The 24,792-nt window shown below is 71.1% G+C and carries 16 protein-coding genes; 5 read left to right on the top strand and 11 right to left on the bottom strand.

Features of this window, described 5'->3' with window-relative positions:
- Positions 1-272 precede the first annotated feature (272 nt).
- Together HUW62_RS30935 and HUW62_RS30930 are read left to right on the top strand one after the other, a co-directional pair.
- Positions 273-767: a cytochrome P460 family protein gene (locus HUW62_RS30935; RefSeq protein WP_163868611.1), complete on the top strand. Its 495-nt coding sequence runs from the start codon at positions 273-275 to the stop codon at positions 765-767.
- A gap of 20 nt (positions 768-787) precedes the next feature.
- Positions 788-1,267, top strand: a complete 480-nt coding sequence (locus HUW62_RS30930; RefSeq protein ID WP_163868610.1) for a cupin domain-containing protein — start codon at positions 788-790, stop codon at positions 1,265-1,267.
- A 7-nt stretch (positions 1,268-1,274) separates the two neighbouring features.
- Here HUW62_RS30930 and HUW62_RS30925 read toward each other — a convergent pair whose 3' ends face one another.
- The 5 genes from HUW62_RS30925 to HUW62_RS30905 form a co-directional block, all read right to left on the bottom strand.
- A complete protein-coding gene (locus tag HUW62_RS30925; RefSeq protein WP_176436434.1) occupies positions 1,275-4,124 on the bottom strand; it encodes an Ig-like domain-containing protein in 2,850 nt (949 codons plus the stop codon).
- Between the two features lie 392 nt (positions 4,125-4,516).
- Positions 4,517-4,879 (bottom strand): hypothetical protein, encoded by a 363-nt coding sequence (locus HUW62_RS30920; protein ID WP_217911644.1) that lies wholly within the window; start codon positions 4,877-4,879, stop codon positions 4,517-4,519.
- A gap of 19 nt (positions 4,880-4,898) precedes the next feature.
- Positions 4,899-6,629: a chloride channel protein gene (locus HUW62_RS30915; RefSeq protein ID WP_163868608.1), complete on the bottom strand. Its 1,731-nt coding sequence runs from the start codon at positions 6,627-6,629 to the stop codon at positions 4,899-4,901.
- A gap of 236 nt (positions 6,630-6,865) precedes the next feature.
- Entirely contained in the window at positions 6,866-9,721 is a 2,856-nt protein-coding gene (locus HUW62_RS30910; RefSeq protein ID WP_176436433.1) for an Ig-like domain-containing protein, read from the bottom strand.
- A 393-nt stretch (positions 9,722-10,114) separates the two neighbouring features.
- Positions 10,115-11,074, bottom strand: coding sequence for an ornithine cyclodeaminase family protein (locus HUW62_RS30905; protein WP_176436432.1), 960 nt, complete (start codon positions 11,072-11,074; stop codon positions 10,115-10,117).
- A 78-nt stretch (positions 11,075-11,152) separates the two neighbouring features.
- Between HUW62_RS30905 and HUW62_RS30900 the strand changes: the two genes are divergently transcribed.
- The gene (locus HUW62_RS30900; RefSeq protein ID WP_176436431.1) at positions 11,153-11,422 is read left to right on the top strand and encodes a hypothetical protein; all 270 of its coding nucleotides are present in this window, start codon (positions 11,153-11,155) and stop codon (positions 11,420-11,422) included.
- A 106-nt stretch (positions 11,423-11,528) separates the two neighbouring features.
- Positions 11,529-15,098 carry a serine/threonine-protein kinase gene (locus HUW62_RS30895; protein WP_176436430.1) on the top strand — a complete coding sequence of 1,190 codons (3,570 nt, stop codon included), beginning with the start codon at positions 11,529-11,531 and terminating at the stop codon, positions 15,096-15,098.
- Between the two features lies 1 nt (position 15,099).
- Here the strand turns inward: HUW62_RS30895 and HUW62_RS30890 are convergent, their stop codons facing one another.
- The 3 genes from HUW62_RS30890 to HUW62_RS30880 form a co-directional block, all read right to left on the bottom strand.
- Positions 15,100-15,672 carry a hypothetical protein gene (locus tag HUW62_RS30890; RefSeq protein ID WP_176436429.1) on the bottom strand — a complete coding sequence of 191 codons (573 nt, stop codon included), beginning with the start codon at positions 15,670-15,672 and terminating at the stop codon, positions 15,100-15,102.
- Between the two features lie 90 nt (positions 15,673-15,762).
- Complete coding sequence (locus HUW62_RS30885) at positions 15,763-17,382, bottom strand: sigma 54-interacting transcriptional regulator (RefSeq protein ID WP_176436428.1); 1,620 nt, start codon at positions 17,380-17,382, stop codon at positions 15,763-15,765.
- 64 nt (positions 17,383-17,446) lie between these two features.
- Positions 17,447-17,839, bottom strand: coding sequence for a hypothetical protein (locus HUW62_RS30880; RefSeq protein WP_176436427.1), 393 nt, complete (start codon positions 17,837-17,839; stop codon positions 17,447-17,449).
- A 345-nt stretch (positions 17,840-18,184) separates the two neighbouring features.
- On the opposite strand from HUW62_RS30880, the gene HUW62_RS49700 reads away from it, so the two are divergent.
- Positions 18,185-23,137, top strand: coding sequence for a C39 family peptidase (locus HUW62_RS49700; protein WP_176436426.1), 4,953 nt, complete (start codon positions 18,185-18,187; stop codon positions 23,135-23,137).
- A gap of 3 nt (positions 23,138-23,140) precedes the next feature.
- Here the strand turns inward: HUW62_RS49700 and HUW62_RS30870 are convergent, their stop codons facing one another.
- The 3 genes from HUW62_RS30870 to HUW62_RS30860 all read right to left on the bottom strand — a co-directional run bounded on the left by HUW62_RS30870 (position 23,141) and on the right by HUW62_RS30860 (position 24,755).
- Positions 23,141-23,563 (bottom strand): DUF4326 domain-containing protein, encoded by a 423-nt coding sequence (locus HUW62_RS30870; RefSeq protein ID WP_176436436.1) that lies wholly within the window; start codon positions 23,561-23,563, stop codon positions 23,141-23,143.
- A gap of 12 nt (positions 23,564-23,575) precedes the next feature.
- Entirely contained in the window at positions 23,576-23,860 is a 285-nt protein-coding gene (locus tag HUW62_RS30865) for a hypothetical protein (protein WP_163868599.1), read from the bottom strand.
- Between the two features lie 181 nt (positions 23,861-24,041).
- Complete coding sequence (locus HUW62_RS30860; RefSeq protein ID WP_176436435.1) at positions 24,042-24,755, bottom strand: class I SAM-dependent methyltransferase; 714 nt, start codon at positions 24,753-24,755, stop codon at positions 24,042-24,044.
- Positions 24,756-24,792: the final 37 nt, after the last annotated feature.

Here is a 24,792-nt window from a genome sequence, read left to right as displayed (position 1 = left end):
GTGGGGATGCGGGACGGGAGAAGAAGGGGGCAATCATCGACGGGACCCGGGGGTTGGGTTGGAGCAATGGGTGACGACCTCCTGGGTCACAACCTAACAGGGTGGCCCCACGTTGGAAGATGGAACAGGTAGGGGGCCGCGTTTGGAGGTCGGAGGACCCTCCTGGAATCCATGCCCCTCCGGGCTGTAACCACGGGCCACGCGCCGACGTAGCGGGGACGACACCCCTTCCGTGGGCTCATGGCCCGCCGTCACGTCGCGAGGTCCCCTCCGTGAGAATGCGTTTCCCGCCGTGCGCCGTGCTCCTGCTGCTGGCCGCCTGTGGCCCCTCCTCCTCGGTGGACGAAGGGCTGGGCATGGTGGGGGAACTCGACACGTCGGAGGCGGGCATCACCGCCTTCGTGCGCGCGGGGCGCTACCTGGAGTGGCTCGCGGAGCCCGCGCCGCGCAAATCCGTGAACTCCCACGGGGACAAGGTCCGCGTGTTCTTCAACGCACCGCTGGCCGAGTCGATGATGGCGGGGAACGCCACGCACCCGGTGGGCAGCATCACCGTGAAGGAGCTGTTCGAGTCGGACGGGAGGACGGTGCGAGGGTACGCGCTCGACGTGAAGGTGTCCGAGGGCTCGGGCAAGAACACGTGGGTGTTCTACGAGGGCTTCGGGCCGGACTACGACGACAACTACTACGGCCGGGGACATGACACCTGTCATGGATGCCACGCGGCCAACGGGACGGACTACGTCGCCACCCCGCTGCCCCGCTGACGGCGCGTAGACTCCCGCCCATGGTCGACGAGCTGATTCGCGGGCTGGGCCTCCTGCCGCACCCCGAGGGTGGTTTCTACAAGGAGATGTACCGCGCGGCGCTGAAGGTGGAGACCCCTCGGGGCACTCGCTCCGCGAGCACGGCCATCTACTACCTGCTGACCCGGGACACCTTCGCCGCGTGGCACCGCGTCACGTCCGACGAGGTGTGGCACTCCTACGAGGGCGCGCCGCTCGCCCTGTACCTGGTGGGCGCCGACGGACGGCTGGAGACCGTGGTGCTGGGGCGCGACGTGACGAAGGGCGAGCAACCCCAGTTCGTCGTCCCCGCGGGCGTGCTGCAGGCGGCGGAGTCTCGGGGCGCGTACTCGCTGGTGGGCTGCACGGTGGCCCCGGGCTTCGACTTCTCCGACTGGGAGATGCCGACCCCGGAGTCGCTGGTGTCCGAGCACCCCGCGCACGCGGCGCTGATGCGCAGGCTGTCCCGGACCCGTCCCTAGCCACGCGCTACGGCGTGTTGTCCGTGGAGAAGGGGAACGTCAGGAGGCTGAAGTTCCCCGCCTCGTCCTCCAGCCAGACCTCCACGGTGTGCTCGCCGTCCACCAGCTCGCGCGTGTCCAGCTCCGCGGTCCACAGGCCCTCCTCGTTCAGCTCCGCGCCGCGAATGCCCGAGCCGTCCCGAGTGAAGGCCACGCTCCTCACACCGCTGACGTCGTCCGTCACGCGCGCAGTCAACATCACCACGCCGCTGTATGTCCCATCCGCTCGGGGAATCAGCAGCTCCGCCACCACCGGAGGCGCGTTGTCGTAGCGCACCGTGCGAGTGAGCGTCGTGCTCAGCCCCGACTCGCCCGTCACCGTCACGGTGAAGACGTTGTCGCCCGGCACCAGGGGCAGCAGCGCCTGCACTCCGCCACCGCCGCGCGGCACCGGGTACGTGCCTCCTCCGGGCGTCACCTCCACCTGTGTCGCCGACTCCGCGTACACGCCGATGTCATAGGCCAGGACGTCCCCGGGCTGGGTCCCCACGAGCCACCCGTCCGGAAGCCCCGTGGCCACCCACGGCGCCTGCGTGTCCACCCAGACGCGGACGATGCGCTCCGTCACGTGGCCCACCGCGTCCGTCGCGATGATGAGCAGCTCGTTCGCTCCAGGCTCCAGCCCCACCGTGTGCGTCACCACGCCACCGCCCGCGGGCAGGTCGGTGCCGTGAATCCAGTTCGTCTCCACGCGCACCGGTGACCAGTCGCGCACGAGCAAGCGGAGCTCCACCTGTCCGTCCGCGAGCATCGAGTCCTCCCCGGGCGAGAGCACCGTGATTTCCGGCGCGGTGGCGTCCACCATCACCGTGACCTCCTGGCTCGCCTGCGCGCCGAAGGTGTCGGTGGCCACCAGCCGGATGACATTCGCGCCGTCGCGCAGCGGAAGCCGCGTCTCCACGAAGCCTCCACTGAAGTCCGGCTCCACCGGGTAGCGCTCGCCGTGGATGATGAAGGCCACGGATTCGAGCGTGGCGCCGGGGGCCAGGGCCGTCACGTAGCCACACACCTCCAGCGTGGCGTCGCTCGTGAAGTCAGGCAGTCCGCACAGCGTCACCAGGGGCGGAGGGTAGGGCGATGGAAGAATCTCCACCGCGCGCGAGGAGGAGCTGCCCAGGCGGTTGTCCCGCACCGGCTGGAGCGTTACTCCCGAGTACACCGCACGGATATCCGACGGCCCCAACACGCCCCACGTCCCACGCGGCCGCCACACCACCGAGTACACGCCGTCCCCGTTCGCGTCGTTGTCGGTGCCCACGGTGACGCCCGCCACCATGAACGTCACCACGCCCAGGCCCGGGCCTCGCGCCACCCAGCCGTCCTCACCCGTCACGCGCGCGGAGAGCACGTTGTCCAGCGCCACCGTGAGCTGGCCGTCCTCTGGTGCCACCACGGTGGTGACGGTGGGCAGGCCCTCGGTGGGGGGCGGCGGATTCGTGTACGTGGTGACGAGCGCGGAGCCCTTCACGCCTTGCGTGCTGTCCGAGATGGCCACCACCATGACGCTCGACGAGAGCGACGGAGCGAGCCCCGGAGGCGCGGATACGGTGAGCGTGACGGAGGTCTCCGCGTCGGGACCGAGCTCCAGCGTGGTGCGGTCCAACGTCGCGGTCCACCCCGTCAGCCCGCCCTGGGTTTCGAGCGTGTATGAGTCCGCCTTGTAGCCGTGGTTGCGCACGGTGAGCGTGTACTGGGCGCTCTGGGCTCGTGGCAGGTCCTGCTCCAACGGTCTGCGCGGGGTGCCGTCCACGGCGACGGTGACGCTGAAGTCCCCGAAGCACGAGAGCGCGAGCGCGCTGAACGTCGTCGGGATGTCCGGGTAGCGCGTGCCCACGCCCCAGCTTCCGTCCGCTGTCTGCCGCGACTTGAGCCACTCGAGCGCCTGCGTCATCCGCCCGTCCGAGCCCGGCTTGCGGCCCGCGACGCACAGGGCGTAGAGCGCCAGGCTGGTGGACGTCTCGTCCGCGGGCGCGCCGTCCAGGTTGCCCCAGCCCGGCGAGTCTCCTTGCGCCCGCGTCGCGAGCAGGCGCGAGGCCAGCGCTTCGAGCGCGGCGGTGTTCTCGCCCTGTGCCCCGGGGCCTGCGGCCTTCATGCCCACGGCGGTCCAGGCCACCTGGAACGTGTAGCGCTGGCTGTCCTCCAGCGGCCCGTCGGTCATGTCGTCCAGGTGCGCGCGGAGGTACGCGGCGGCGCGCTCCAGCGACTGCTGGTACTGGGCGGCCTTGGCCGGGTCCACGCGCTCGCGAGCCTGGGCCACCGCCGTCATCAGCCGCGCGGTGATGCCCATGTTGGAGGCGCCCACGGGCTCGAAGGGGAAGTCCTCCACCCAGCGGCCGCTCAGCTCCTGCGTGCTCACCGCCCAGTCGGCCGCGCGCACCAGGGCGTCCGAGTAGCGCGTGCCCACCTTCGCGTCGTAGCCCGCGAGCCCGAAGGCCGCGTAGCTGGAGCGCGCGTTGCGGTAGTGGATGCGCTCGTGAATCCAGGAACCGTCAGGCTCCTGCTGCTCCTGGATTTCCCGCGCCATGGTCTCCATGTTCTCGCGGTTGGTGCGGCCGTTGCGCGTGACGGCGTCCAGGTCGAAGCCGGAGGCGCTCGCGTGGGCCAGTCCGTAGAGCGCCGCGCCATGCCGGTGACATGCGGTGCAGCCGAAGATGCCGGACCACGTCACCGCGTCCGCGCTGACGAAGTCGAGCGCCTTCTGCGCGACTTCCGCGTTGGTGGCCGCGCGCGCCGACGGGACGGACAGCCACAACAGCGTGAGCACGAGGCCCAGCGAGGCGGGTGAGGCAATGCGAGGCGACAGCACGCGGACGGACATCAAGTTGTGTACCCATGGGCCGGACCGCGCGTGGTTCACGCCCAGGTGCCTTGGCGCCTGGTCCGAATCATCGCGCGGATGCGCTCAATCACAAACAAAGCGAGGCGAGTCGCCATCACCCCTCCCCACGCGAGGGCAGAACGTGAAGTGTTGCCGCGCTCAGAGCGCGAATGACGCGGTGCCGAAAGCAGGAAGCGATGGCAGCGCGGGGGCCGGGGAGAGGAATCCACGAGTCGTGTCATCGAGTCCGTGGAATCCCGAATGACAGTCATCTTGGAACGAGCCCAGGGGCCTTGGGCTCGGTGCCGGGCTCGGAGGGCAGGCGAGCCGCTGCTTCCTCGCGCGGAGGCGGAGTGGCCTCCGCTTCGACTCACGGGTGGCGAGGGACTCCGTCACTCCTGGGTCTTCCGAGCGGGTGCCTCGTGTCCTTCGCGTGTTTCGGGAGCGGTCGTCCGAGGAGGTGGCTCGCCCTCACGTGGAGCGGACCGCGGAGGCTCCTCCGGCTCCAGGTCGCCGGCCGGAAGCTGGGGCAGCGGCCAGCCCTCGAACATGGGCCATGCGCGGTACATGGAGCGGCGCTCCTCGGGAGTCAGCGGGCGCTCCTCCTCGGTGGGCGCCTCGACGCGCGGTGTGCCCCGAGGCACGGGAGGCACGGGCTGGCGCAGCAACACGGCGCCGAGCACCGCGCACAGCAACGACATCACGACGATGCTCCACGCGCGCGCCGGTCCTCGCAGTCCCTTTCGCTCGTTCACGTGTGCGGGCCCTCGAACTTCAGAACGTTCCCTGGCTCAACACGTCCCTCTTGGAGATGGTTCCGAGCAGCCGTCGGCCACCGTCCACCACGGGCAGCCGCTCGAGCGCCGTCAGCGTGAACCGGGAGGCCACCTCTCCCAGCGACAGGTCGGGGGTGATGGGCTGCACCTGCGTGTCCATGATGTCCTCGGCGATGGTCGCCTGGAGCAGCGAGTGGTCCGGCACATGCCCCTTGAGCGCATCCAGCACGAGCATGCCCCGGTAACGGCCCTCTTCATCCGTGACGTAGAGGTCCTCCCCCGAGGGGGCCTCCAGCAGCAACGCGACGATTTCCTGGAACGGCGCCGACGGTGAGACGCGCTGGCTCACCGGCTTCAGCAACGCCCGCGCTCCCTCCTGTCGCAGCCAATGGGGGATGGTGGCCGGCATGCGCACGTTGCGGCGGTTGAGCACGGAGGTGTAGAGCGACTCGGGCTCCAGGCGCCGGCTGACGGTGGCGGACACCACGGCGCTGAGCATCAGCGGCAACACCAGCGGATAGTCCCCGGTCAGCTCGAAGATGAGCAGCACCGCGGACACCGACGCATGCGTCGTCCCCGCCAGCACCGCCCCCATGCCCAGCAACGCATACGCCCCACTGGGTGCGCTGCCGGGGAGCAGCCGCTCGGCAATCACTCCGAAGGCGCCGCCCAGCAGCGCGCCGTAGAACAGCGACGGCGTGAAGAGTCCGCCCGGCACCCCCGCGCCCGCGCACAGCGAGGTCAGCGCGAGCTTCGCCAGGGGCAGCACGAGCAGCAGCGCCAGGGGCATCCGCCCCAGCAGCGCCGAGTTCACCGCGTCGTAGCCGTTGCCCAGCAACTGGGGCAGCCCCACCGCGACGAGGCCCACGAGCGTCATCGCCAGCAGCGGCAGGAACGGCGCGAGCCACGACGCGGCGCGGTCCAGCAAGTCCGACATCACATTGACGCCGCGCACGTAGAGCGCGGAGGCGACGCCGAGCACCGCGCCCAGCACCACCGCCAGGAGCAGCTCGCGCGGGTGCAGGAGCGCATAGTCGGGGATGACGTAGCTGGGATGGTCCGCGATGAGCAGGCGCGAGACGAGCGTGGCCACCACGCAGGAGACGACGATGGGGCCGAACAGCTCCAGCGCGAAGCTGCCCAGCAGCACCTCCAGCCCGAAGAGGGCCGCGCCGATGGGCACGTTGTACGCGGACGCCATGCCGGCCGAGGCCCCACAGGCCACCAGCAGGCGCGCCTGTCCCGGACCCAGCCGGAGCCACCGGGCGAGCGCAGAGCCGCTCGCCGCGCCCGTGGACAGCAACGCGCCCTCACGGCCCAGGGGCGCGCCCAGGGCGACGGCGAGGATGGAGACGAACCCGCGCAACAGCGCGCGCGGCAGGGGCAGCCGTCCCGAGCGCACCCAGATGGACTCGATGATGCCGGCGGTGCCGTGGCCCCGCAGCGGCTGACCGACGACGAGCGACAGCAACGTCACCAGCGCGCCGCCCAGCACGGGGATGAGCAGGCGCCGCCACGTGGGCGCCGCCGCGACTCCGGACAGGAAGTCCTCCGACGCGCTCCGCCAGAAGAGCTCCTGGGTGAAGCGCAGCACCTTGAGCAGCCCCACCGCGCCGAGCCCCGCGATGAGCCCCACCGTCACCACCAGCACCCAGAAGCGCTTCTCCACCCGGGTGAGGTCGCGCAGGAAATCGCCGACGGAGTGGTGGAACCGACGCGTGACGCTCACGCCGGGAGGGCCGACCTCGGTGTCTGGCGGGGTGTCGCGCGGAGGGCCCACGCGTCCAACCTGCGCACCCAGGCGTCAGGGCTCCGCGCCCACGTGCTCGCCTGCCCATCACCCGCGGCCAGCCGCGTGTCCCCTTGTCTCCAGAGGCGCTCGGATTCTCTCGACCCGCACCGCGGACGCCCGTGCGCCCGGGATGACCTCCGTGTTTCGAGGCCACCCCGAGCGCGGGGGGAACATCAGTTGTCGACGAAGAAGTTGAAGCGCTGGACGGTGGAGTTACCCACGCCGTCGCTCATCCACACGTCGATGGTGTGCGCGCCGTCGAGCAGCTCCGTCGTATCGAGCTGCGCCGTCCAGTTGCCGTCGGGCTGGAGCGTGCCCTGGCGGATTCCGGACATGTCGCGGCTGAAGCCGATGTTGGACACCGGGCCGAAGTTGTCGGTGATGCGGGCGCGCAGGGTGATGGTGCCGCTGGCGGTGCTGCCCACGGTGGGCGCGAGCAGCGTGGCGACGGGCGCCTGCGTGTCGTAGTTCACCCGACGCGTGGTGGTGGTGGTCATCCCCGTCTCGCTCGTGGTGACGATGGAGAGGTTGTTGACGCCCGGGTTGAGCGTCAGCGTCGTCTGCACCGCGCCGCCTCCGCGGTTCACCGCGACGGGCGCGCCGCCGTTGATGCGCACCGTCGTCGCGGACAGCGACTGCACGTTGACGGTGTACGTGAGCTGGTTGTTCGTCAGCGGGCCGAAGAGCTGGTTGTCCGCCGGGTTGGTGCTCACCACGGGCGAGCCCGGGTCCACCCAGATGAACACCAGCTTCTCCGTCACGTTGAAGGCGCTGTCCGTGGCGCGGACCAGGATGACCTGGTCGCCGTAGTTCATGGGCACCGTGTGCTCCACCGTGCCGTTGCCGAACTCCAACAGCGACGTGGCCACCCACTGCGTCTCCACGCGCACCGGCGTCTGGTCCTGCACCGACGACGTCACCGTGACGTTGAGGCCGCTGAGCGCCGCGCCGCTGACGGGCGACTGGATGGTGAGGATGGGCGGCACGCGGTCCACCGTGAGGTTGACCTGCTTGGTGGTGACGCCACCGAAGCTGTCGCGCGCGGTGAGCTGGATGATGTTGGGGCCTTCCGTCAGGGTGATGGTGGTGTAGATGAGGCCACCGTTGCCGGGCGTCAGGGGGATGACGGTGGAGCCATTGATGGTGAAGGCCGCGTAGGTGATGACGGCGCCGGGCGCGCGCGGCGTGGCATAGCCCCAGATGTCCAGCGTCGTCTCGCGCGTGTAGGCTGGCGGGTTGCCGATGGTGACCGACGGCGTGTCATGAGGGAACGCGTCGATGATGACGGTGCGCGCGTCGGTGCTGCCCAGCAGGTTGACCTGCGGCGCCGTCCGCTCCACGCCCGAGTACACCGCGCGGAAGTCCTGCGAGCCCGTCACCGTCCACGTGTCCGTGGGCGGCACCCAGTTGAAGGTGAAGAGGCCGTCTCCATCCAGGTCCGCGTCCGCGCCCACCGGCACGCCCGCGACGTAGAAGGTGACGACGCCCTGGTTGGTGGGGCCGACGACGGGCACGTTGTTCACGTCACGCACGCGCGCGGACAACACGTTGCCCGTGCCGATGGTGATGTGCGCGTTGACGGCCGGCGCCTGGATGGTGGTGACGGTGGCCAGGCCCGTGACGGGCGGCAGCGGTGGAGTGTACGCGTTGACGCGCGCGGCGCCGGACACGCCCGGCGCGCCACCGGACGCGGCGACCAGGGTGAACTCAGACGTGAGCGCGGGAATCAGCCCCGGCGGCGCGGTGACGGTGACGGTGACGGTGCTGTCGCCACCCGCGGGGAGGAAGAGGCTGATGGGGTTGGGGGAGGACGCCCAGCCGGGCAGGCCGCCCGTGGTGCTCAGCGTATAGGTGTCCGCCTGGTAGCCGTGGTTCTTCACGTTGAAGGTGAAGGTGACCTGCTGTCCCTGCGGGGACGCGATGGCCAGCTCCTTGCGGGCCTCGCCCACCACGGTGACGTGCACGCTGAAGTCGCCGTAGCAGGACAGGCCCAGCGACGCGAAGGTGGTGGGGATGTCGAACGTCGCGGAGCCGGTGCGCCAACTGCCGTCGGGGGACTGGCGCGTCTTCAGCCACTCGATGCTGCTGCGCACGCGCGGGTCCGTGGCGGGCTCGCGGCCGGCGAGGCACAGCGCGTAGATGGCGCTGCCGGTGGCCACGTCGTTGGCGGCGCCGTTGGGCAAGTCGCCCCAGCCCGGGTTGCCGGGCGAGGCGCGGGTGAGCAGCCGGTTGGCCAGGGTGTCGATGGCGGTGAGGTTCGCGTTGCCGGGGCCGGGGCCCGCGGCCTTCAGGCCCACCACGGCCCAGGCGACCTGGAAGGTGTACGGCATGCCGTTGCCGGTGGCGGACGTGTCGCCGTTGTCCAGGTTGGCCCGGATGTACGCGGCCGAGCGGTCCAGCGCGGCCTGGTACTGCGCGGCCCGCGCCGGGTCCACGCGCTGCTTCGCCTGGGCGATGCCCGTCATGATGCGCGCGGTGGTGGGCAGGCTGCCGTGGTCCACCGGGAAGCTGGCGTGGTCCGACGCCCACCGGCCGCTGGCCTCCTGCGTGGAGAGCGCCCAGTTGGCCGCGGCCACCAGCGTCGCGCTGTACTGCGTGGAGACGTTCTGGTCATACCCGGCCAGGCCGAACGTGGAGTACGACGTCTTCTCGTTGCGGAACGAGACGCCCTCGTGAATCCACGAGCCGTTGGCGAGCTGCTCGTTCTTGATGCGCTGGCCGAGGAACTCCAGGTTGAACTGGTTGGTCCGCCCGTTGGAGGCGACGGCGTTCATGTCGTAGCCGTTGGCGCGCGCCGCGGCGATGCCGAAAGTCGTGGCGCCCACGCGGTGACAGGCCGCGCAGCCGTTGGCGGTGACCCAGTTGGACACGTCCGCGCTCAGGAAGTTGATGGCGCGCTGGGTGGCCTGGGTGTTGGTCTGCGTCTGCGCCGACGCGGGCGCGGACAAGAAGGCGACGACGAGCGTCAGCAGGCCGATGAGGGCCGGCCGCCGCGCGGGACGCCGCGACGAGGTAGCAAGGGAAGACATGGAGCTCCGAAGAAGGTGGATGGCTGGCGCCAGTCGATTGGCGCCTTGCGCGACACCTTTCGGGGCTCTGGGACGTGGCGTGCCGCTATCAGAGCCGGAATCCCTCCCAGGTTTCCGGTCCGAACGGGCGTGTCCAAAGAGTGAGTGGCCCCCCCACAGGCAGCGCGTATTCGTGAAATACTCCACGAATGCTGAAACTGTCCAGTAGATGAAAATCGGACAGTCTCAGTGATAACGGGGTTTTGAGTGACCCCGGCCCTCCTTGAGAGAGCGGCGCATCCTCATGCGGTCTGGAAGGACCTGGAGGTCCGACTTCCTCGTCACGCGGGGTTCGGGGCGTCACGCACCCGCGTTGCAGGCGGCCTGGTCAACGCTCGTATGCCGCGTGTCGCTTCAGCCGCCGACGATGTCGAGCGTCTGGCCGACGCCTCGGGTGCGCGCGACGTCGTAGAGGGCGCGGGCGAGGGCGACGTCCTGGAGCGCGAGGCCGGTGGAGTCGAAGACGGTGACTTCGTCTCCGGTGCGGCCGGGCTTCTTGCCGGCGATGACCTCTCCCAGGGTGCCGGCAATCTGCTCGGCGCTCAGCAGGCCATCGTGGAGGGGGACGTTGACCTCGCCGGAGTGGAGGGCCTGGTCGGTGTCGTCGATGAAGACGCGGCCCTCGGTGAGGATGCGCGCGTCCAGCTCCTGCTTGCCGGGAGCGTCCGCGCCCATGGCGTTGATGTGCGCGCCGGGCTTGAGCCACTCGCGCTTCACCACGGGGGTGCGCGAGGGCGTGGAGGTGCAGACGATGTCCGCGCCGGAGGCCTCCTGGAGGCTGACGACGCGGCCACCCTTCTCGGCCTGGAGGGCCTTGGCGGAGGCCTCGGAGACATCGGCCAGGAGCAGCTCCAGCTCTCCGAAGATGGCGCGGTGCGCGTCGATGAGGACGCGGGCCTGCACGCCACAGCCGACGAGGCCGAGCGTCTTGGGCTTGGGCTTCGCGAGGAACTTGGACGCGACGCCGCCCGCGGCGCCGGTGCGCCAGGCGGTGAGCAGCGTGCCGTCGAGGATGGCGAGCGGGGACGCGGTGTCCGGGTCGCTGAGGATGTAGAGGGCGCGGACGGTGGGCAGGCCGTGCTTCTTGGGGTTCTGGGGATGGGCGTTGACCCACTTCACGCCCGCGGCGCCGTCGAGGAACGCGGGCATGGCCCGGAAGTCGCCGTCGTACTGCGGCAGGGAGAGGTACACCTTGGGAGGCATGAGCGACTCGCCACGGCCGTGGGCTCGGAAGGCCCGCTCGACGGCGTCCAGGCCGAGCTCGACGGTGTAGAGGCCGCGCAACTCTTTCGCGCTGAGGATGAGGGTGGACATGGCGGCGCTATATACCGGAGCGGCCAGGATGGCGCCGCAGGCACGGCGTTCGTGATGGCTCGGGAAAGGACGGCTCGCATGGACCTGTTCACTTCGCCCCTGTTGGAGCGGCTCGCGTCGGCTCGTCACATCCTCATCGCGGGCGGCGGGGGTGGCTTCGACGTGTTCAGCGGGCTGCCGCTGTACTTCCGGCTCCGTGAGCTGGGGAAGACGGTGACGCTGGCGAACCTGAGCTTCACGCACCTGGAGGCGCTGAAGGACACGCGAACGCCGTGGGAGATGCACGCCATCATCGAGACGTTCCGGGCCCCGTTGGCCATCCGGCCGTGGAAGGACATGCCGGTGTGACGGGGAGTGAGATGTCCATCCGTGGTGCCCTCCGACCTGTCAGGGGGCGCCAGCTTCGACGGAGGGAAGGGGCTCCGGTACGCTCGCGCCGCTGAACGGAGGTGCCGTGAGCGAGCAAGAGGATGCCGAGCTGCGCCATGCGCTCGCGGAGGGGCTGATCTCCCGGGATGAAGCAGATGCCTTGCGCCTGGAGGCCGCGCGCGAGGGGCGCCGTCCCTTGGACCTGCTCAGGGAGCGGGGTCGTATCTCCGAGGACACCTATGCGTCGGCCCTCCGGTTGACGCGGACTCAGGTCGACCCGGCGGGGCCTCCGACGGGAGGGCGGCCCACGACGGGGGAGCCCGAGGTGGCTCCCGTGACGGCCGGTCCGGACGCGCCGGCCTTTCCCCTGCCGGGTTGGGAGCGCTACACGCCCGTGCGCTTCCTGGGGCAGGGCGGCATGGGACGCGTGTTCCTGGCGTGGGACCCGGGCCTGCGTCGCCACGTCGCGCTGAAGTTCGTGCGCGGCGACGAGCCCGAGCTGGTCCGTCGCTTCGTCTCGGAGGCTCGGGCCCAGGCGCGTGTCTCGCACCCGAGCGTCTGTGAAGTGTACGAAGTGGGCGAGGTCCAGGGCCGCGTCTACATCGCCATGCGGTACGTGAAAGGGCAGCCCCTGAATGCCCTCGTGGAGACGCTGTCATTCGAACAGAAGGCCCGTGTGCTGCGCGAAGCGGCCGAGGGCGTCCACGCGGCGCACCGCGCGGGCCTCATCCATCGGGACATCAAACCCTCCAATATATTGGTGGAGCAGTCGCCCGACGGAACGCTGACACCGTACGTGATGGACTTCGGGCTCGCGCGCGACTGGAAGGAAGGGGCCACCGCGACGGGGACGGTGCTCGGCACGCCGCACTACATGTCGCCCGAGCAGGCCCGGGGCGAGGTGGCCCGGTTGGACCGGCGCGCGGATGTGTACAGCCTGGGAGCCACGCTCTACGCGCTGCTGACGGGCATGCCTCCCATCCCCGGGGAGAACGGACTGGAGGTGCTCGGACGCATCGCCACGGTGGAGCCCCGTCCTCCTCGCGCCCTGGACCGCGACATCCCCGTGGACCTGGAGGCCATCACCCTCAAGTGCCTGGAGAAGGAGCGCTCGGCGCGCTACGGCTCGGCGCGGGAGCTGGCGGAGGACCTGGGCCGTTTCCTCGAGGGCGCGCCCGTGCTGGCTCGCACGGGGCCGGGCTACCGCGCGCGCAAGTGGCTGCGCAGACACCGGCGCTCCGTGGTGGTGGGCACGGGGGCGGTGTTCGTGGTGACGCTCGCGGTGGGGCAGGGCGTGCTCGCCCGTCGCGAAGTCTTCGAGCGCGAGGCCCTGGCCCGCCGCTTCACGGAGCAGGTGGAGCGCATCGAGGCCCAGGCCCGCTATTCGGGCACGTCGCCCGCGCATGACACGCGTCCTGACCGACAGGCGCTGCGCGCGCGGATGCACGAGCTGGAGGCGGCGATGCGGGACGCGGGCCCTCTGGCTCAAGGGCCGGGACACTATGCGCTGGGGCGCGGCTTCCTCGCGCTCGGTGAGGATGACCAGGCGCGAGTGCACCTGGAGGCCGCGTGGAAGGCGGGGGCCACGGAGCCTCGCGTGGCGTACTCGCTGGCGCTGGTGCTGGGGCATCTGTACCAGCGGGCGCGACTGGAGGCGGAGCGGGTGCGGGACGCGGGGACTCGCGAGGCCCGCTCGCGTGAGGCCGACTCGCGCTTCGGCACTCCGGCCCGTGAGTTCCTGCGTCGCAGCGAGGGCGCGGAGGTCCCCGCACCCGAGTACGTCGCGGCGCTGCTCGCCTTCTTCGAGAACAAGTCGGACGAGGCGCTGGCGAAGCTGGATGCACTGGGCACGCGACTGCCCTGGTTCCATGAGGCGCCGCTGCTGCGCGGAGACATCCTGCTCATGCGAGGGGTGAGCCGATGGAACACGGGGAATCGGGAGGGCGCGCTCGCGGACTTCGAGGAGGGGCGACGGGCCTACGCGCGCGCGGCGGACATCGGCCGCAGCGTGCCCTCCGTTCATCGCGCGCTGGCGCACCTGGAGGGGTGGGCGCTCCTCGTGGCGCTGTATGGCCAGGGGGATGTGGCGGCGCACTACGCGAAGGGCGTGGAGGCGGTGTCCCGGGCGCTCGTGCTCGCGCCCGATGACGCGGAGGCGCATGAGCTGGAGGCGGGCTTTCATCGCCGGCTCGCCGAGCACCATGCTCGACACGGTGGCGAGGTGGAGCCGCTGTTGGACAAGGCGCTGACGTCGGCCCGGCGCGCGGTGGAGCTGGCGCCGGCCGGGCCGCGCGTGCTGCATGAGCTGGCCCTGGCCCACTGGCAGCGAGCGCGCTTCCGACAGGAGAAGGGGTTGGACCCTCGCGAGTCGCTGCGCGAGGCCACCGCCGCCTTCGAACGGATTGCTCCCGAGGCCCGCGACTACGACTTCCACGCGGACCTGGGGCAGGTGTTCCGCGTGTGGGCGGACCACGAGGAGGGTGCCGGAGGAGACTCGCTGCCCTACCGGGAGCGGGCCATCGCCTCTCATGAACGGGCCGTCGCGCTGGATGCACGCCGTGCCGAGGCGTGGATCAACCTGGGCACCGAGTATCTGGCGCGGTCCTCACATCCGCTCGTCGTGAATGCAGCGGACGATTTGGACAGGGCCGCGTCCTCGCTGGAGCGCGCTTCATCCATCAATCCCGACCACGTGGTGCCGTGGTTCTACCTGGGGGAGGTGCAGCTCGCGCGGGCCGCGAGGCTCCGGGACTCGGGGAAGGACGCGGCGCCGGCGTTGGAGCGGGCGCTGGAGGCCTATCGCAAGGGCGTGGCCATCAATCCGAAGCTGCCGCCCCTGCACAACGGCCTGGGCACGGTGTGGTTCGAGCAGGCGAAGCTGCGCTGGGAGCGAGGCGGTGACGTGGAGCCGCTGCTGCGCGAGGCGCTCCAGGCGTTCGACGCCGCCATCGCATTGGCACCGGCCCAGGGCTACGGACAGAACAACGTGGGCGAGGTCCAAGCCTGGCGCGCGACGACTCGTGTGTGGGAAGGGGAGTCACCCGAGGCCGAGGTGAGCGCGGCGCGCATCGCGCTGAAGGATGCCCTGGCGCGGGTGCCAGACCTGCCTCAGCCCTGGATGAACCTGGGCACCGCGCTCCAGGTGGAGGCGGCGTGGAGGCTGGGGCAGGGGCACCCACCGGGCCCGGGGTTGGGCGAGGCGACGAAGGCCCTGCGCCGCGCGCTGGAACTGAACCCGAAGCAGGCACAGGCGTGGCGCGTGCTGGGAGAGGCCCTGGCCACCGAGGCGCTGTCGAGGGCGCGACGAGGACAGGCGCGAGCGGAGGACTTCGTGGAAGCGGAGAAGGCGTTCAGCAAGGCCATCGAGCTGGAGCCCGCTCAGCCCGAGCACCGCGTCGCCTTCGGCCACTTCTGTCTGGAGAGTGGGCAGTGGCTTGGCCAAGAAGGTGGGGCGGTGTTGGAGAAAGGCGTGGTGCTCGCGGACGCGGCGCTGGTGCAGAGACCCGGCTGGCCGCGTGCACGGGCCCTGCGCGCGCGATTGAGTCTGGCGCAGGCAGAACCCTCTGGCCGTGCCGAGACGAGTCCGGAGATGCGTCGTGAGGCGCTCGAAGAACTGGCTCGGGCGCTCGACGACAACTCCCATCTGGCTCGTTGACTCAGTGCGCGCCGTGGGGCTCGGGCACCTTGGTGACGACGTCGATGTTGCCTCGGATGGTCTGCTCATCTTGCACGGCACAGTCCGACTTCTTGCACCCCTGGGAACAGTCGTTGGTCTCGCTGTCGCAGAGGCTCAAGCAATACTTGCCAGGAGGGAGCGAGGTGCCCTCCCAGTTGCCCTCGCTGGAGAGGCTCGTCCGCATGACGACGCCACCATCACCACTCGTGCTGACGTCGCGCAGGTCGACACAGAGGCCCTTGTCCATCAGCGAGCTGAGCACCAGGCCCTGTCCCGAGCACATCTTCCAGCCACCCTTGCCCGGCTTGGGGTTGAAACCCTTGCCCGCGGAGGTGGCCGTGACGGCGATGTCCAGGCAGTTCGTTCCTCCATCCGCCGGACACGCGTCGACCGCGCAGCCGTTCTTGCTCTTGGCTTGAATGCCCGGCGCGTCGAGCGCCATGGACGCTTGCCCCGCTTCCGTCGCGCTCACCGGCTCACGCGTCCGCGTCGCACACGCCACCCAACCCGCGACGAGCAACATCCCCACCACCACCTGGCTTCCGTTCCTCACGTTCACACCCTTCCATCGAAACAGTGTCGCCGTCTCCGCAGCACGCACCGTGCCACGCGCGCACGGCGCGCCTTGGAGCAGGGACGCGAATCACTCCGCGCGAGGCGTCAGGCCCAGCTCCTTCAAGCGCCGGCCCAGGGCCCTGCGAGAGACCTCGAGTCCTCGCGCCATCGCATCCAGGTCCCCCGCGTGTGCCTCGAAGGCGCGGGTGATTTCCTCCGCGCTCAAGTCCCCCGCGGTGCGCAGGTTCGGGCTCTTGTCGATGAGGTCGTAGAGCGATGGCCGGGGAATCCCCAGCGCCTCGGCGGTGGCCTTCAAGTCCCACGCATGCTCACGCAGCGCGCCCAGCAGCTCCTGCTCCGTCACCTGGGATGCCTTGCGGCGCGGGGCAGGGGGCTCGACAGCGTGCGGCCCGTCGCTGGAGGGTGGGATTGCGGCACCGGGCGCGACTCCGGCGGCGAGCTCCAGCTCCTGCTCCAGTCGCGGCTCCGCCTGGAGACTCGGCTGTCCCCGGCTGCCGATGACGAGCTGCCTGGCGAGGTTGCGAAGCTGGCGGATGTTCCCAGGCCACGGGAAGCGCACCAGTCGCGTCGCGAGCGGCGCGGGCAACCACGGCTCCGCGTACGCGTCGTCGTTGTCCAGCCGGTGCGCCTCGCCCAGTGTCGTCAGCTCCTCGCGGGCGAAGTGGAAGAAGAGGCGCCCCAGGTCCTCGCGCCGCTCCCGCAGCGGGGGCACGTGGAGGTCATAGCCCGCGAGCCGATGCAGCAGCGGGGCCTTGAATCTCCCGTCGCGAATGCGCGCGTCCAGGTCCGCGTCCGTCGCGGCGAGCAGGCGCACGTCCACTGCGATGGGCGTGGTGCCTCCGACGGGGAACAGCTCGCCCGTCTCCAGCACGCGCAGCAGCAGCACCTGCACCTCGGGCGGCGCCTCGCCCACTTCGTCCAGGAAGAGCGTGCCTCCGTGCGCGGCGCGGAAGAAGCCATCGCGGCTCTGCGTCGCTCCCGTGTATGCGCCCTTCTGCGTCCCGAACAACTCGGCGGCGGCCAGTTCCTTGGGAATGGCGCCCAGGTTGACGCTGAGGAAGCGGCCCTCGCGTCGACGACTCCGCTGATGGATGGCCTGGGCCACGTGCTCCTTGCCCGTGCCCGTCTCGCCCCGGATGAGCACCGGCACGTCCAGGTCCGCCACGCGCTCGATGTGTCGGCGCAGGCGGCGCACGCCCGTGCTCTCGCCCACCATGCCGAGCGCATCCGGCGCGGGCGCCTCATCGCCCGGCTCCATGAGGTGCAGCAGCAGCACCACGCGCCCGCCCAACTCCAGCGGGACGCCCGTGGTCAGCTCCTCCTCGGACAGCTCCCACGTCCCTTCCAGCACCGAGCCCGCGAGCGCCACCCGCGTGCCCCCGTCGGGGCTCGTCAGCCGTACGCTCCCGGGCCTCCCACCGGGAGAGAGCACCAGCGGCTTGCGGCTGATGAACGGGTCATTCAGCGGCTGTCCCAACGCGAAGCCGGGGCGCGTGAAGTCCGGCCCGTTGCGAGACAGGGACACCTCGCGGCCCGTGGTGAGCGCGTCGAGGCGCAGTCGCTCGCCGACGCGCCGGGGCACCGGATGGGAGATGACGGTGAGGGCCGGCGCGAGGCGAAGCCCCTGTGGGCCACCGCCACGCTCCGGCACGGCGGCGGTGGACACATCGGCGAGCGTGGGGGACATGATGAGCCTGGGTCTCATGCCAGTCTGGCAGGGCCGCCATCAATCCCCCACGCACACGGAGTGCTCAGCCGCTGATGAACCAGGAGGCGGAGATGTTCCAGCCGCTCATCGAGCCGCTCTCCTGCGCGCTCAGCCCCGGGCTCGTCTGCCAGTTGATGTGATTGGCGCCCACGGAGGGAATGGTCCAGGTGAGCGTGAAGGTCGCGTTGTTCACCGCGCTCGCCTTGTACGTGACGTTGCCAGCGGCGGGATTGCTGAAGTCGCCAGGGCTGCGGAACTGCCCGGACTGACCGGCGGAGATGATGTTCGGGGGCGGGATGGACCACTGCTCGTTGGTGTTCGAGTTCACGAGCACGAGGTCGCCCTGCGTCTGATTGACGAGGGTGGCGGCGAGGCTCTCCGTCGAATCGGGAGACGCCTTGGGCTGGGCCGGCTTGTCGATGGTCACTTCGGGCATGACTTGCTCCTGGATGAAGAGGGCGTCGTCACGGTGCGGAAGGCGCCGTGAGGCTGCTTGCCCCCTGTGCCCTCCCTCAGTGCAGCGCGCGTGCCGGGCACTTCGAGGCTGCTCTCCCAGGGAATTCCCAAAGGATGAGGCCTCCGACACGGTTTTCGACATGTCGGCGCAGGCCCGCCGACACGCCGGACGGGGCTAGGATGTCGAGTGCGTCGGGAGGGCTGAGCGGTCGCTGTCAGGCGGTCCTCCTCGTGGCGTCCTCAACCGCCGATGCGCCCTGATCCGACACCGTCCTCCGTGCTCTCCCCAGCCCCGTTGCTCCTCTCGAATCAACCCGTCGGATGCGTGACGCCCGAGCTGTACGCCCAGGTGCGGAGCCTCTACGACCAGGGCCTCTACCTCCAGGCGTACCGGTTGACCGAAGCGGGCGTGCCCCTGGAGCGGTGGACCGGGGCCCGGGCGCGGGTGCTGGCGGGGCGCCTGTTGCATCAGCTCGGCGCCTCGCGCGCGGCCTGGCTCCAGTGGACGCGGGCCTTCCGTGAGTCACCTCGTGACGCGGAGGCCCGGTACTACTTCTCGGAGCTGCTCCAGCGCCGCAGGGGTCCGCTGGCCGTGCTGGACTTCCTCGAGGGCCCGGTGGACCTGGAGGCCGCGTCGCTGGAGCAGCGCTCGGACCTGCTGCTCGCGCGCGCCGAGGCGCTCGTCGTGCTGCGCGACTTCGAGGACGCGGAGCGCTGGATGAACGAAGCGCTCACCCTGGTTCCCGAGCATCCCTGGGTGCACGTGGTCCGCGCGTCGCTGCTGGAGGAGCAGGACCGGCGCGAAGAGGCGCTCGACTCGGCGAAGCACGCGCTCGCTCTTCACCCCTTCTATCGCCCGGCCGTGCACACGGCGGCGAGCCTGCTCACGCACCTGGGACAGGACGCGGAGGCGCTGGAGTTGCTGTCCACCGCGTCGGTGCGACTGGAGTGCTCGGCGGTGTCGGGACAGCTCGCGCGGCTTCAAGAAGAGCTGGGCCTGTATGACGACGCGTGGGCGAGCTGGGAGCGGACGCTGCTGCTGGCGCCGAGGCTGGAGTCGAAGAACTTCGGCCTGCTGATGGCGATGTGCTCCGACACGATGTACCTGCGCGGAGACGTGGCGCGGGCCATCGAGCTGTCCCAGTTGAGCGGCTCGCCCTTCCACCAGCAGGTGGCGGCGCGGATGGAGGCGAACGCGGAGGGCCGTAAGCGGTTGTTGCCCGTGCGCTTCGTGCGGCAGCACCACAAGACGTGCGCGCCCGCGACGCTGGCCTCGGTGGCGGCGCTGTGGGACGTGCCGGTGGAGCACCTGCAGGTGGCGGAGTCCATCTGCTACGACGGGACGCCCGCGTACCAGGAGCGGCACTGGGCGGCGACCACGGGGTGGCACGTGCGCGAGTTCCGCGTCACCTGGGACAGCGCCCGCGCGCTGTTGGACCAGGGCATCGCCTTCACGCTCACCACGCAGGAGCCGGGCAGCAGCCACTTGCAGGCGGTGGTGGGCTACGATGAGCGCCGGGGCACGCTGCTGGTGAGGGACCCGTCCACGCGCCACCTCGTCGAGTTCGACACGGAGAAGGCGCTGGCGCACTTCGCCTCCTGTGGCCCGCGCGGCATGGCGCTGGTGCCCATGGCGCAGGCCGCGCGGCTGGACGCGGTGGAGCTGCCCGAGGCCTCGCTGTACGACGCGCTCCACCGGGTGGACGCGGCGCTGGTGGCCAATGACCGGGTGGCGGCGAAGGGCGCGCTGGAGTCGATGGAGCGCGACGCGCCCGGCCACCGGCTGACGTGGCAGGCGACGCGCGCGCTCGCGACCTACGACGACAGCACTCCGGACGCGCTGGCGGCGCTGAGCGGGCTGTGCGAGGCGTACCCCGACAACGTCAACTACCTGATGTCGTGGCTGGGTTGCCTGAACGAGCTGGGGCGCCGCGACGAGCTGCTCCCCGTGCTGCGCGAGCGTGCCCGGGACAAGAAGGCGCATCCGCTGCTGTGGCACGCGCTGGCGGCCGAGTTGATGACGGACGCGCGCGAGGAGGCCGAGGCGGAGCGACTGCTGGCGCGCACCCTGCGCGTGCACCCCACCTTCGCGCCCGCGTATCGCTCGCTGGCGCGGTTGCGGGACTCGCAGCTTCGCCGCGATGAGGCGCTGCGCCTGTACCGCGCGGCGGCGTGCCTGGAGAAGCTGAGCGAGGGCCATGCCTGGAGCTACTTCGAGGCGGCCCAGGCGCGCGGCGAGACGGCGCGCGCGTTGGCCTTCGTGAAGGACCGCTTCGAGCGCTTCGGGGCGCTCAACGGGGGGCCCGCGCGCACGCTGTGTCGCGCGCTGGAGTCGCTGAGCCGGCCCGAGGACGCGCACGCCGTGCTGGAGCAGGCGTGCGCGCTGCGGCCCGAGGATGGGGAGTTGTCCCTCTTCGCCGCGGAGCTGTCCGCGCGAGTCGGTGACGCGGAGGCGGCGTCGCGCCACCTGCGTTCAGCCGAGGGCCGGGTGCGGGACGTGGACTGGCAGCGCGGCGCAGCGACCCTGGCATCCCAGCGGGGTGAGCTGGCGGAGTCGCTCGCGCACTGGGAGCAGGTGCTCGCCCGGGAGCCGCTGCCCGCGGATGCGCATCGGGAGCGGGTGCGGTTGCTCACGGATTTGGACCGTGCTCCGGAGGCGAAGGCGCACCTGGATGCGACGTGCGAGCGCTATCCGAGGCACGCGGGCCTGTTGCAGCTGCGAGTCATGTGGACGCGGGAGCACGAGCCGTCGGCGGTCTTCGACGCACTGGAGTCCTTCCTCGCCGTGCACCCGGAGGATGCGTGGGCGCGGCGTGAGCGCGCGGGCCTGTTGTCGGAGCAGGGCCGTCGCGAGGAGGCGCTGGAGGAGCTGGCGCGCGCGGAGGTGCTGGAGCCTCGCAACCCGGGGCTGCACTACAGCCGGGGACAGATTCTGGAGGCGTGTGGCCGCAACGCGGAGGCGGACGTCGCCTACCGCGAGTCGCTGCGGCTCCAGCCCTCGCGGCTGGGGATGCGCGCGCTGATGGGACTGGCGACGACGCCCGAGGAGCGGCGGGCCTCGCTGACCTTCGTGCGCGACGCGCTGGAGGGCATGGCCCAGCTCGATGACACGGTGCTGGCCTTCGAGCAGGTGTCGCGCGACGAGTTGTCGCTGGAGGAGCAGGGCGCATGTCTGGAGGCCCTGCTCCAGCGGCACCCCGACTGCTGGGAGGCGTGGGTGGCGCGGCTGCGTCACCTGCTCCGCGCGCGGGAGCTGGATACCGCGGCACGCGTGGCGGAGCAGGCCACCACGCGCTTCTCGCTGCTGTCTCCAGTGTGGCTGGAGCGCGCGCTGGTGCACCGGGCGCGCGAGGACGCGGCCGGAGAGCGCGAGGCGTTGGAGGCGGCGTGTCGGCACTCGCCGGGCTGGACGCGGCCCGCGTGCGAGCTGTCGGAGCTGCTGGAGCGCATGGGCGAGCCGCTGCGGGCGCGCGAGGTGCTGGAGCGGGTGGGCCGCGAGAATCCGCGCGACGGCGTGACGCGGGGCTACCTGGCGGACCTGCTGTGGCGCTCGGAGGAGCACGACCTGGCGCTGGAGCGGCTCTTCGAGGCGCTGCGGTTGGACCCCTCCTACGGATGGGGTTGGGCGCGGTTGCAGGAGTGGGCGGAGGAGCGGGAGCGCAAGGCGGACGCGGTGGCCTTCGCGCGGGAAATCTGCGCGCGGCCAATGCCGGAGGAACTCGCGAGACTGGCGCTCGCGGAGCTGCTGGAGGCGGAGGGTGAAGCCTCGCGCGAGGAGCGGCTGGCGCTGCTGGATGGGGCGCTGGAGTCCTCGCCTCGCATGGATGACGCGCATGACGCCCGGGCGCGGACGCTGGTGGAGGCGGGGCGCTTCGACGAGGCGCTGGCGGCCTGTGCTCCCGCGGCCTACGGCGGCGCGCTCCCCCTGGCGCTGCGGGGCCGGGCCGCGTGGGTGCTCTTCGAGAAGGGCGCGCAGCGCGACGCGGTGAAGGCGATGGAGGCGTTGCTCCAGGAGGAGCCCCTCTACGGCTGGGGCTGGCAGACGCTGGGCGAGTGGGCGGAGTCGCTCCGGGACGACGTGCTCCTCCGGCGGGCCCGTGAGGCCCTGGTGAAGTTGAGCCCTGATTCACCCGTGGCGCACGTGCAGTGGGCGGAGGTGCTCGCGGAGGCGGGAGAGGTGGAGGGCGCCATCGTCGGGTGGAGGCGCGCGCTGGAGCTGGCGCCAGATTACGCCTACGCGGCGACGCACCTCTTCGACGCGCTGCTGGGCAAGGGCCGGCTGGACGAGGCGGCCCAGGCACTGGACGCGGCGCGCGGCCATGCGCCGGAGGTGCTCTTGGAGGCGCGCGCCGTGCAACTGGCCTGCGCCCGGAACGACGCACAGGCGGCCCGGCGGCACGTGGAGCTGACGTTGGCATCGCTGGGAAACAGCACCTGGTCGCTGGAGCGCTGCGTGGAGGCCATGCGCTCCCGAGGCTGGAGCTCGGTGATGGAGCGCGCGGTGGACGCGGCGCTGGCGACGAAGGGAGGCGAGGCGTCGGAGACGTTGGCGCGCGCCTGGGCGCTCCAGCACGCCGAGCGGACATGGACGTGGCGGGCGTGGGGCCGGCTGCGCGCGCTGGCTTCCGGGAGTGCCGCGGGTGTCGAAGCCCTGGGCGTGTACGTGGAGCGGATGGGCGAGCTGGGGCGCACCGTCCTGCTGGCGCTGTTCCTCTTCTTGTACCCGGGCCTGCTGCGCGCGCATGCGCGGACCTGGGGCGCCATGGGTTATGCGCTGATGAAGCAGCAGCGCCGGGCACGGGCGTGGCGTTGGCTGCGTGACTGGCGGGAGCGGCCCACCGGGGAGCTGCGCGCCTGGATGATGTTGAACGTGCTCGTGTGCGGCTACGCGCGGGGGCACCGCGAGGAGGCCGAGGCGGCCCTGTCCCTGGGGCTGACGCTGTCGGAAGAGAAAGAGAGCGTCCTGGCCGGGGACCTGCGGGTGTGGCGAGCCTTCCTCACCGCGCTTCGGGACGACGGTGATGCACTCAGCACTGCGCTGCTGGAGGTGAAGCACTCTCCGGAGGACGGCCTGCTGAAGCTCGTCCTGGGCCTCGCCAGGACGGTGCACGCGGCGCGGACGTCGGGTGCTCGGGCCGCGAGGGAAGCGCTGCGCACGGCGGAGCAGTGCATGCCGGGCTTCCAGACGCATCCGGTGGCGCGCAGGGCGCATCGCGACGCGGTGGCCCGGGTGCGCACCGTCGTGGGCTGGCGCGCGTGGCTGCGCTCCACCTTCTGACCGTCAGCGCCGCGCGTCGAGCCAGGACACCAGCACGTCGGCATGACAGGGGCCGGGTTTGCACCAGCAGCCCAGTCGCTTGCCCCGCAGCGCGAGCACATCCTCGCGCCAGGCGGCGTCATGCCGGGTGCGCAGCTCCAGATACCAGCGGTAGGACTCGAAGGGGTCCGCGTCCGGGCCCATGCGCCGCAGGGCCTCCGCGTGGACTTCCCGCTGCTGGGCCTCCGGCAGCGCGCCAAGCCAGGGGACGAAGTACTTCTTCCACATGGCGCCCGGAGCGCCGACGCCTCCGGGCTTGAAGGGGTTGCCGAAGCGACCGGGCACGGGGTTGGTGGGGCTCGGCTTCACCCACGCGCGGAAGGCGCGGCCCACGTACACGTCACAGCCTTCGTGCACATGGACCGCCGTGGTGCGCGTCCCGGTCATCGGCGTCACGCGCTACTTCTTGCGCTTCTTGCCGGACGCGGGGACGGCGGCGGCTTCGGCGGCCGCGGCGGCCTGCTCGGCGGCGACCTTCAGCTCGTCGCGCTCCTTGGACACGTTGGCCAGGTCGCCCTCCAACTCGCCGACCTTCGTCTTGAGGGCCTCGTTCTCCGCGCGCAGCGTCTCCGTGTCCTTGCGCAGCACGTTCGCCTCCGCCTTCGCGCGGTTCAGCTCGCGCGAGCCGCCACATCCGACGAGGGGAACCACCGCCAGCATCGCCACGGCCATCCATGCCTTCATGTGAGTCTGCTCCTGTGCGCCCCGGGGACCTGGGGACCTGATTCGTATCCGGCGGGAGCAAGTCGGGGGACCGCGCCCGTCCCACCGGCATCGAGCCGGCGAGCCTAGGCATGGAGCCGTCACGAGCGGAAGTCACCGTTGAGTCGGATGCGCTCGCGCGGGGGGCGGGAGTGTTTGCATCTCAAAACGGGGCTTCTGGCCCGGGCTCGGGAGTGCCAGCTCCTTGGACTTCGTGAATCCAGACGGACTCGACGCCCCAGGTGAAGAGGGCGCGATGGCGGGAGAGGACGGTGAAGCCGGGGGCTTCCACGGGGCGGGTGACGGTGAGGATGCGGGTGCCGGGGCGGCAGGCGCGCAGGCGAGCGATGAGCCGGGCCCGGGTTTCCGGGGAGAGGGCTGTCCAGTTGACCAGGACGTGGGTGGCGTCAGTCAGCGCTCCGTCCTCCCGGGTGGCGTCCCCCTGGCGCAGCACCGCGCCCGTCCTGGCCAGGGCTTCCGAGGCGAGCACGACGTGTTCTTCGAGCAGCTCGATGCCCAGCGCCTCCGCGCCCAGCCAGCGCGCGGCGAGCAGGGTCCTCCCGCGTCCCGCGCCCAGGTCCACCAGCAGGGAGCCCTTCGTCACGCCGGCCTTCCGGAAGAGCGACAGCGCGGTGTGCACCGGCGTCTCGCCGTACATCAGCTCGTGGACATCCTGGCCGCTGGCGCGCAGGACGCGGATCAACTCGAAGGAGCGACGCGGGCGGTAGGGCGAGACGCGCACCTCGCGCAGCCACAGCCGCAGGTACGCGGGCACCAGCCGGGGACGCCACGCGAGCACGAGCAAATCTCCCAGCCGGCTCACCGCATCCAGCACCACGCCCCAGACGCTGAGGAGGAGGAGTCGGGGGAGGGACAGGTCGTCGGACGACGAAGCGCGCCGCGCGGGCGGGGTG

The sequence above is a fragment of the Myxococcus sp. AM011 genome, from assembly GCF_013372595.1.
Taxonomy (GTDB): domain Bacteria; phylum Myxococcota; class Myxococcia; order Myxococcales; family Myxococcaceae; genus Myxococcus; species Myxococcus eversor.
Note: the sequence above shows the minus strand (reverse complement) of the source record. Positions and strands in the feature narration are given on the sequence as shown.

Excerpts from the sequence above, each read along its gene's own strand:
- HUW62_RS30930 (WP_163868610.1), top strand. The coding sequence starts at position 788 with ATGGTCGACGAGCTGATTCGCGGGCTGGGCCTCCTGCCGCACCCCGAG.
- HUW62_RS30925 (WP_176436434.1), bottom strand. The coding sequence starts at position 4,124 with ATGTCCGTCCGCGTGCTGTCGCCTCGCATTGCCTCACCCGCCTCGCTG.
- HUW62_RS30910 (WP_176436433.1), bottom strand. The coding sequence starts at position 9,721 with ATGTCTTCCCTTGCTACCTCGTCGCGGCGTCCCGCGCGGCGGCCGGCC.
- HUW62_RS30905 (WP_176436432.1), bottom strand. The coding sequence starts at position 11,074 with ATGTCCACCCTCATCCTCAGCGCGAAAGAGTTGCGCGGCCTCTACACC.
- HUW62_RS30900 (WP_176436431.1), top strand. The coding sequence starts at position 11,153 with ATGGACCTGTTCACTTCGCCCCTGTTGGAGCGGCTCGCGTCGGCTCGT.
- HUW62_RS30885 (WP_176436428.1), bottom strand. The coding sequence starts at position 17,382 with ATGTCCCCCACGCTCGCCGATGTGTCCACCGCCGCCGTGCCGGAGCGT.
- HUW62_RS30880 (WP_176436427.1), bottom strand. The coding sequence starts at position 17,839 with ATGCCCGAAGTGACCATCGACAAGCCGGCCCAGCCCAAGGCGTCTCCC.
- HUW62_RS30870 (WP_176436436.1), bottom strand. The coding sequence starts at position 23,563 with ATGACCGGGACGCGCACCACGGCGGTCCATGTGCACGAAGGCTGTGAC.
- HUW62_RS30865 (WP_163868599.1), bottom strand. The coding sequence starts at position 23,860 with ATGAAGGCATGGATGGCCGTGGCGATGCTGGCGGTGGTTCCCCTCGTC.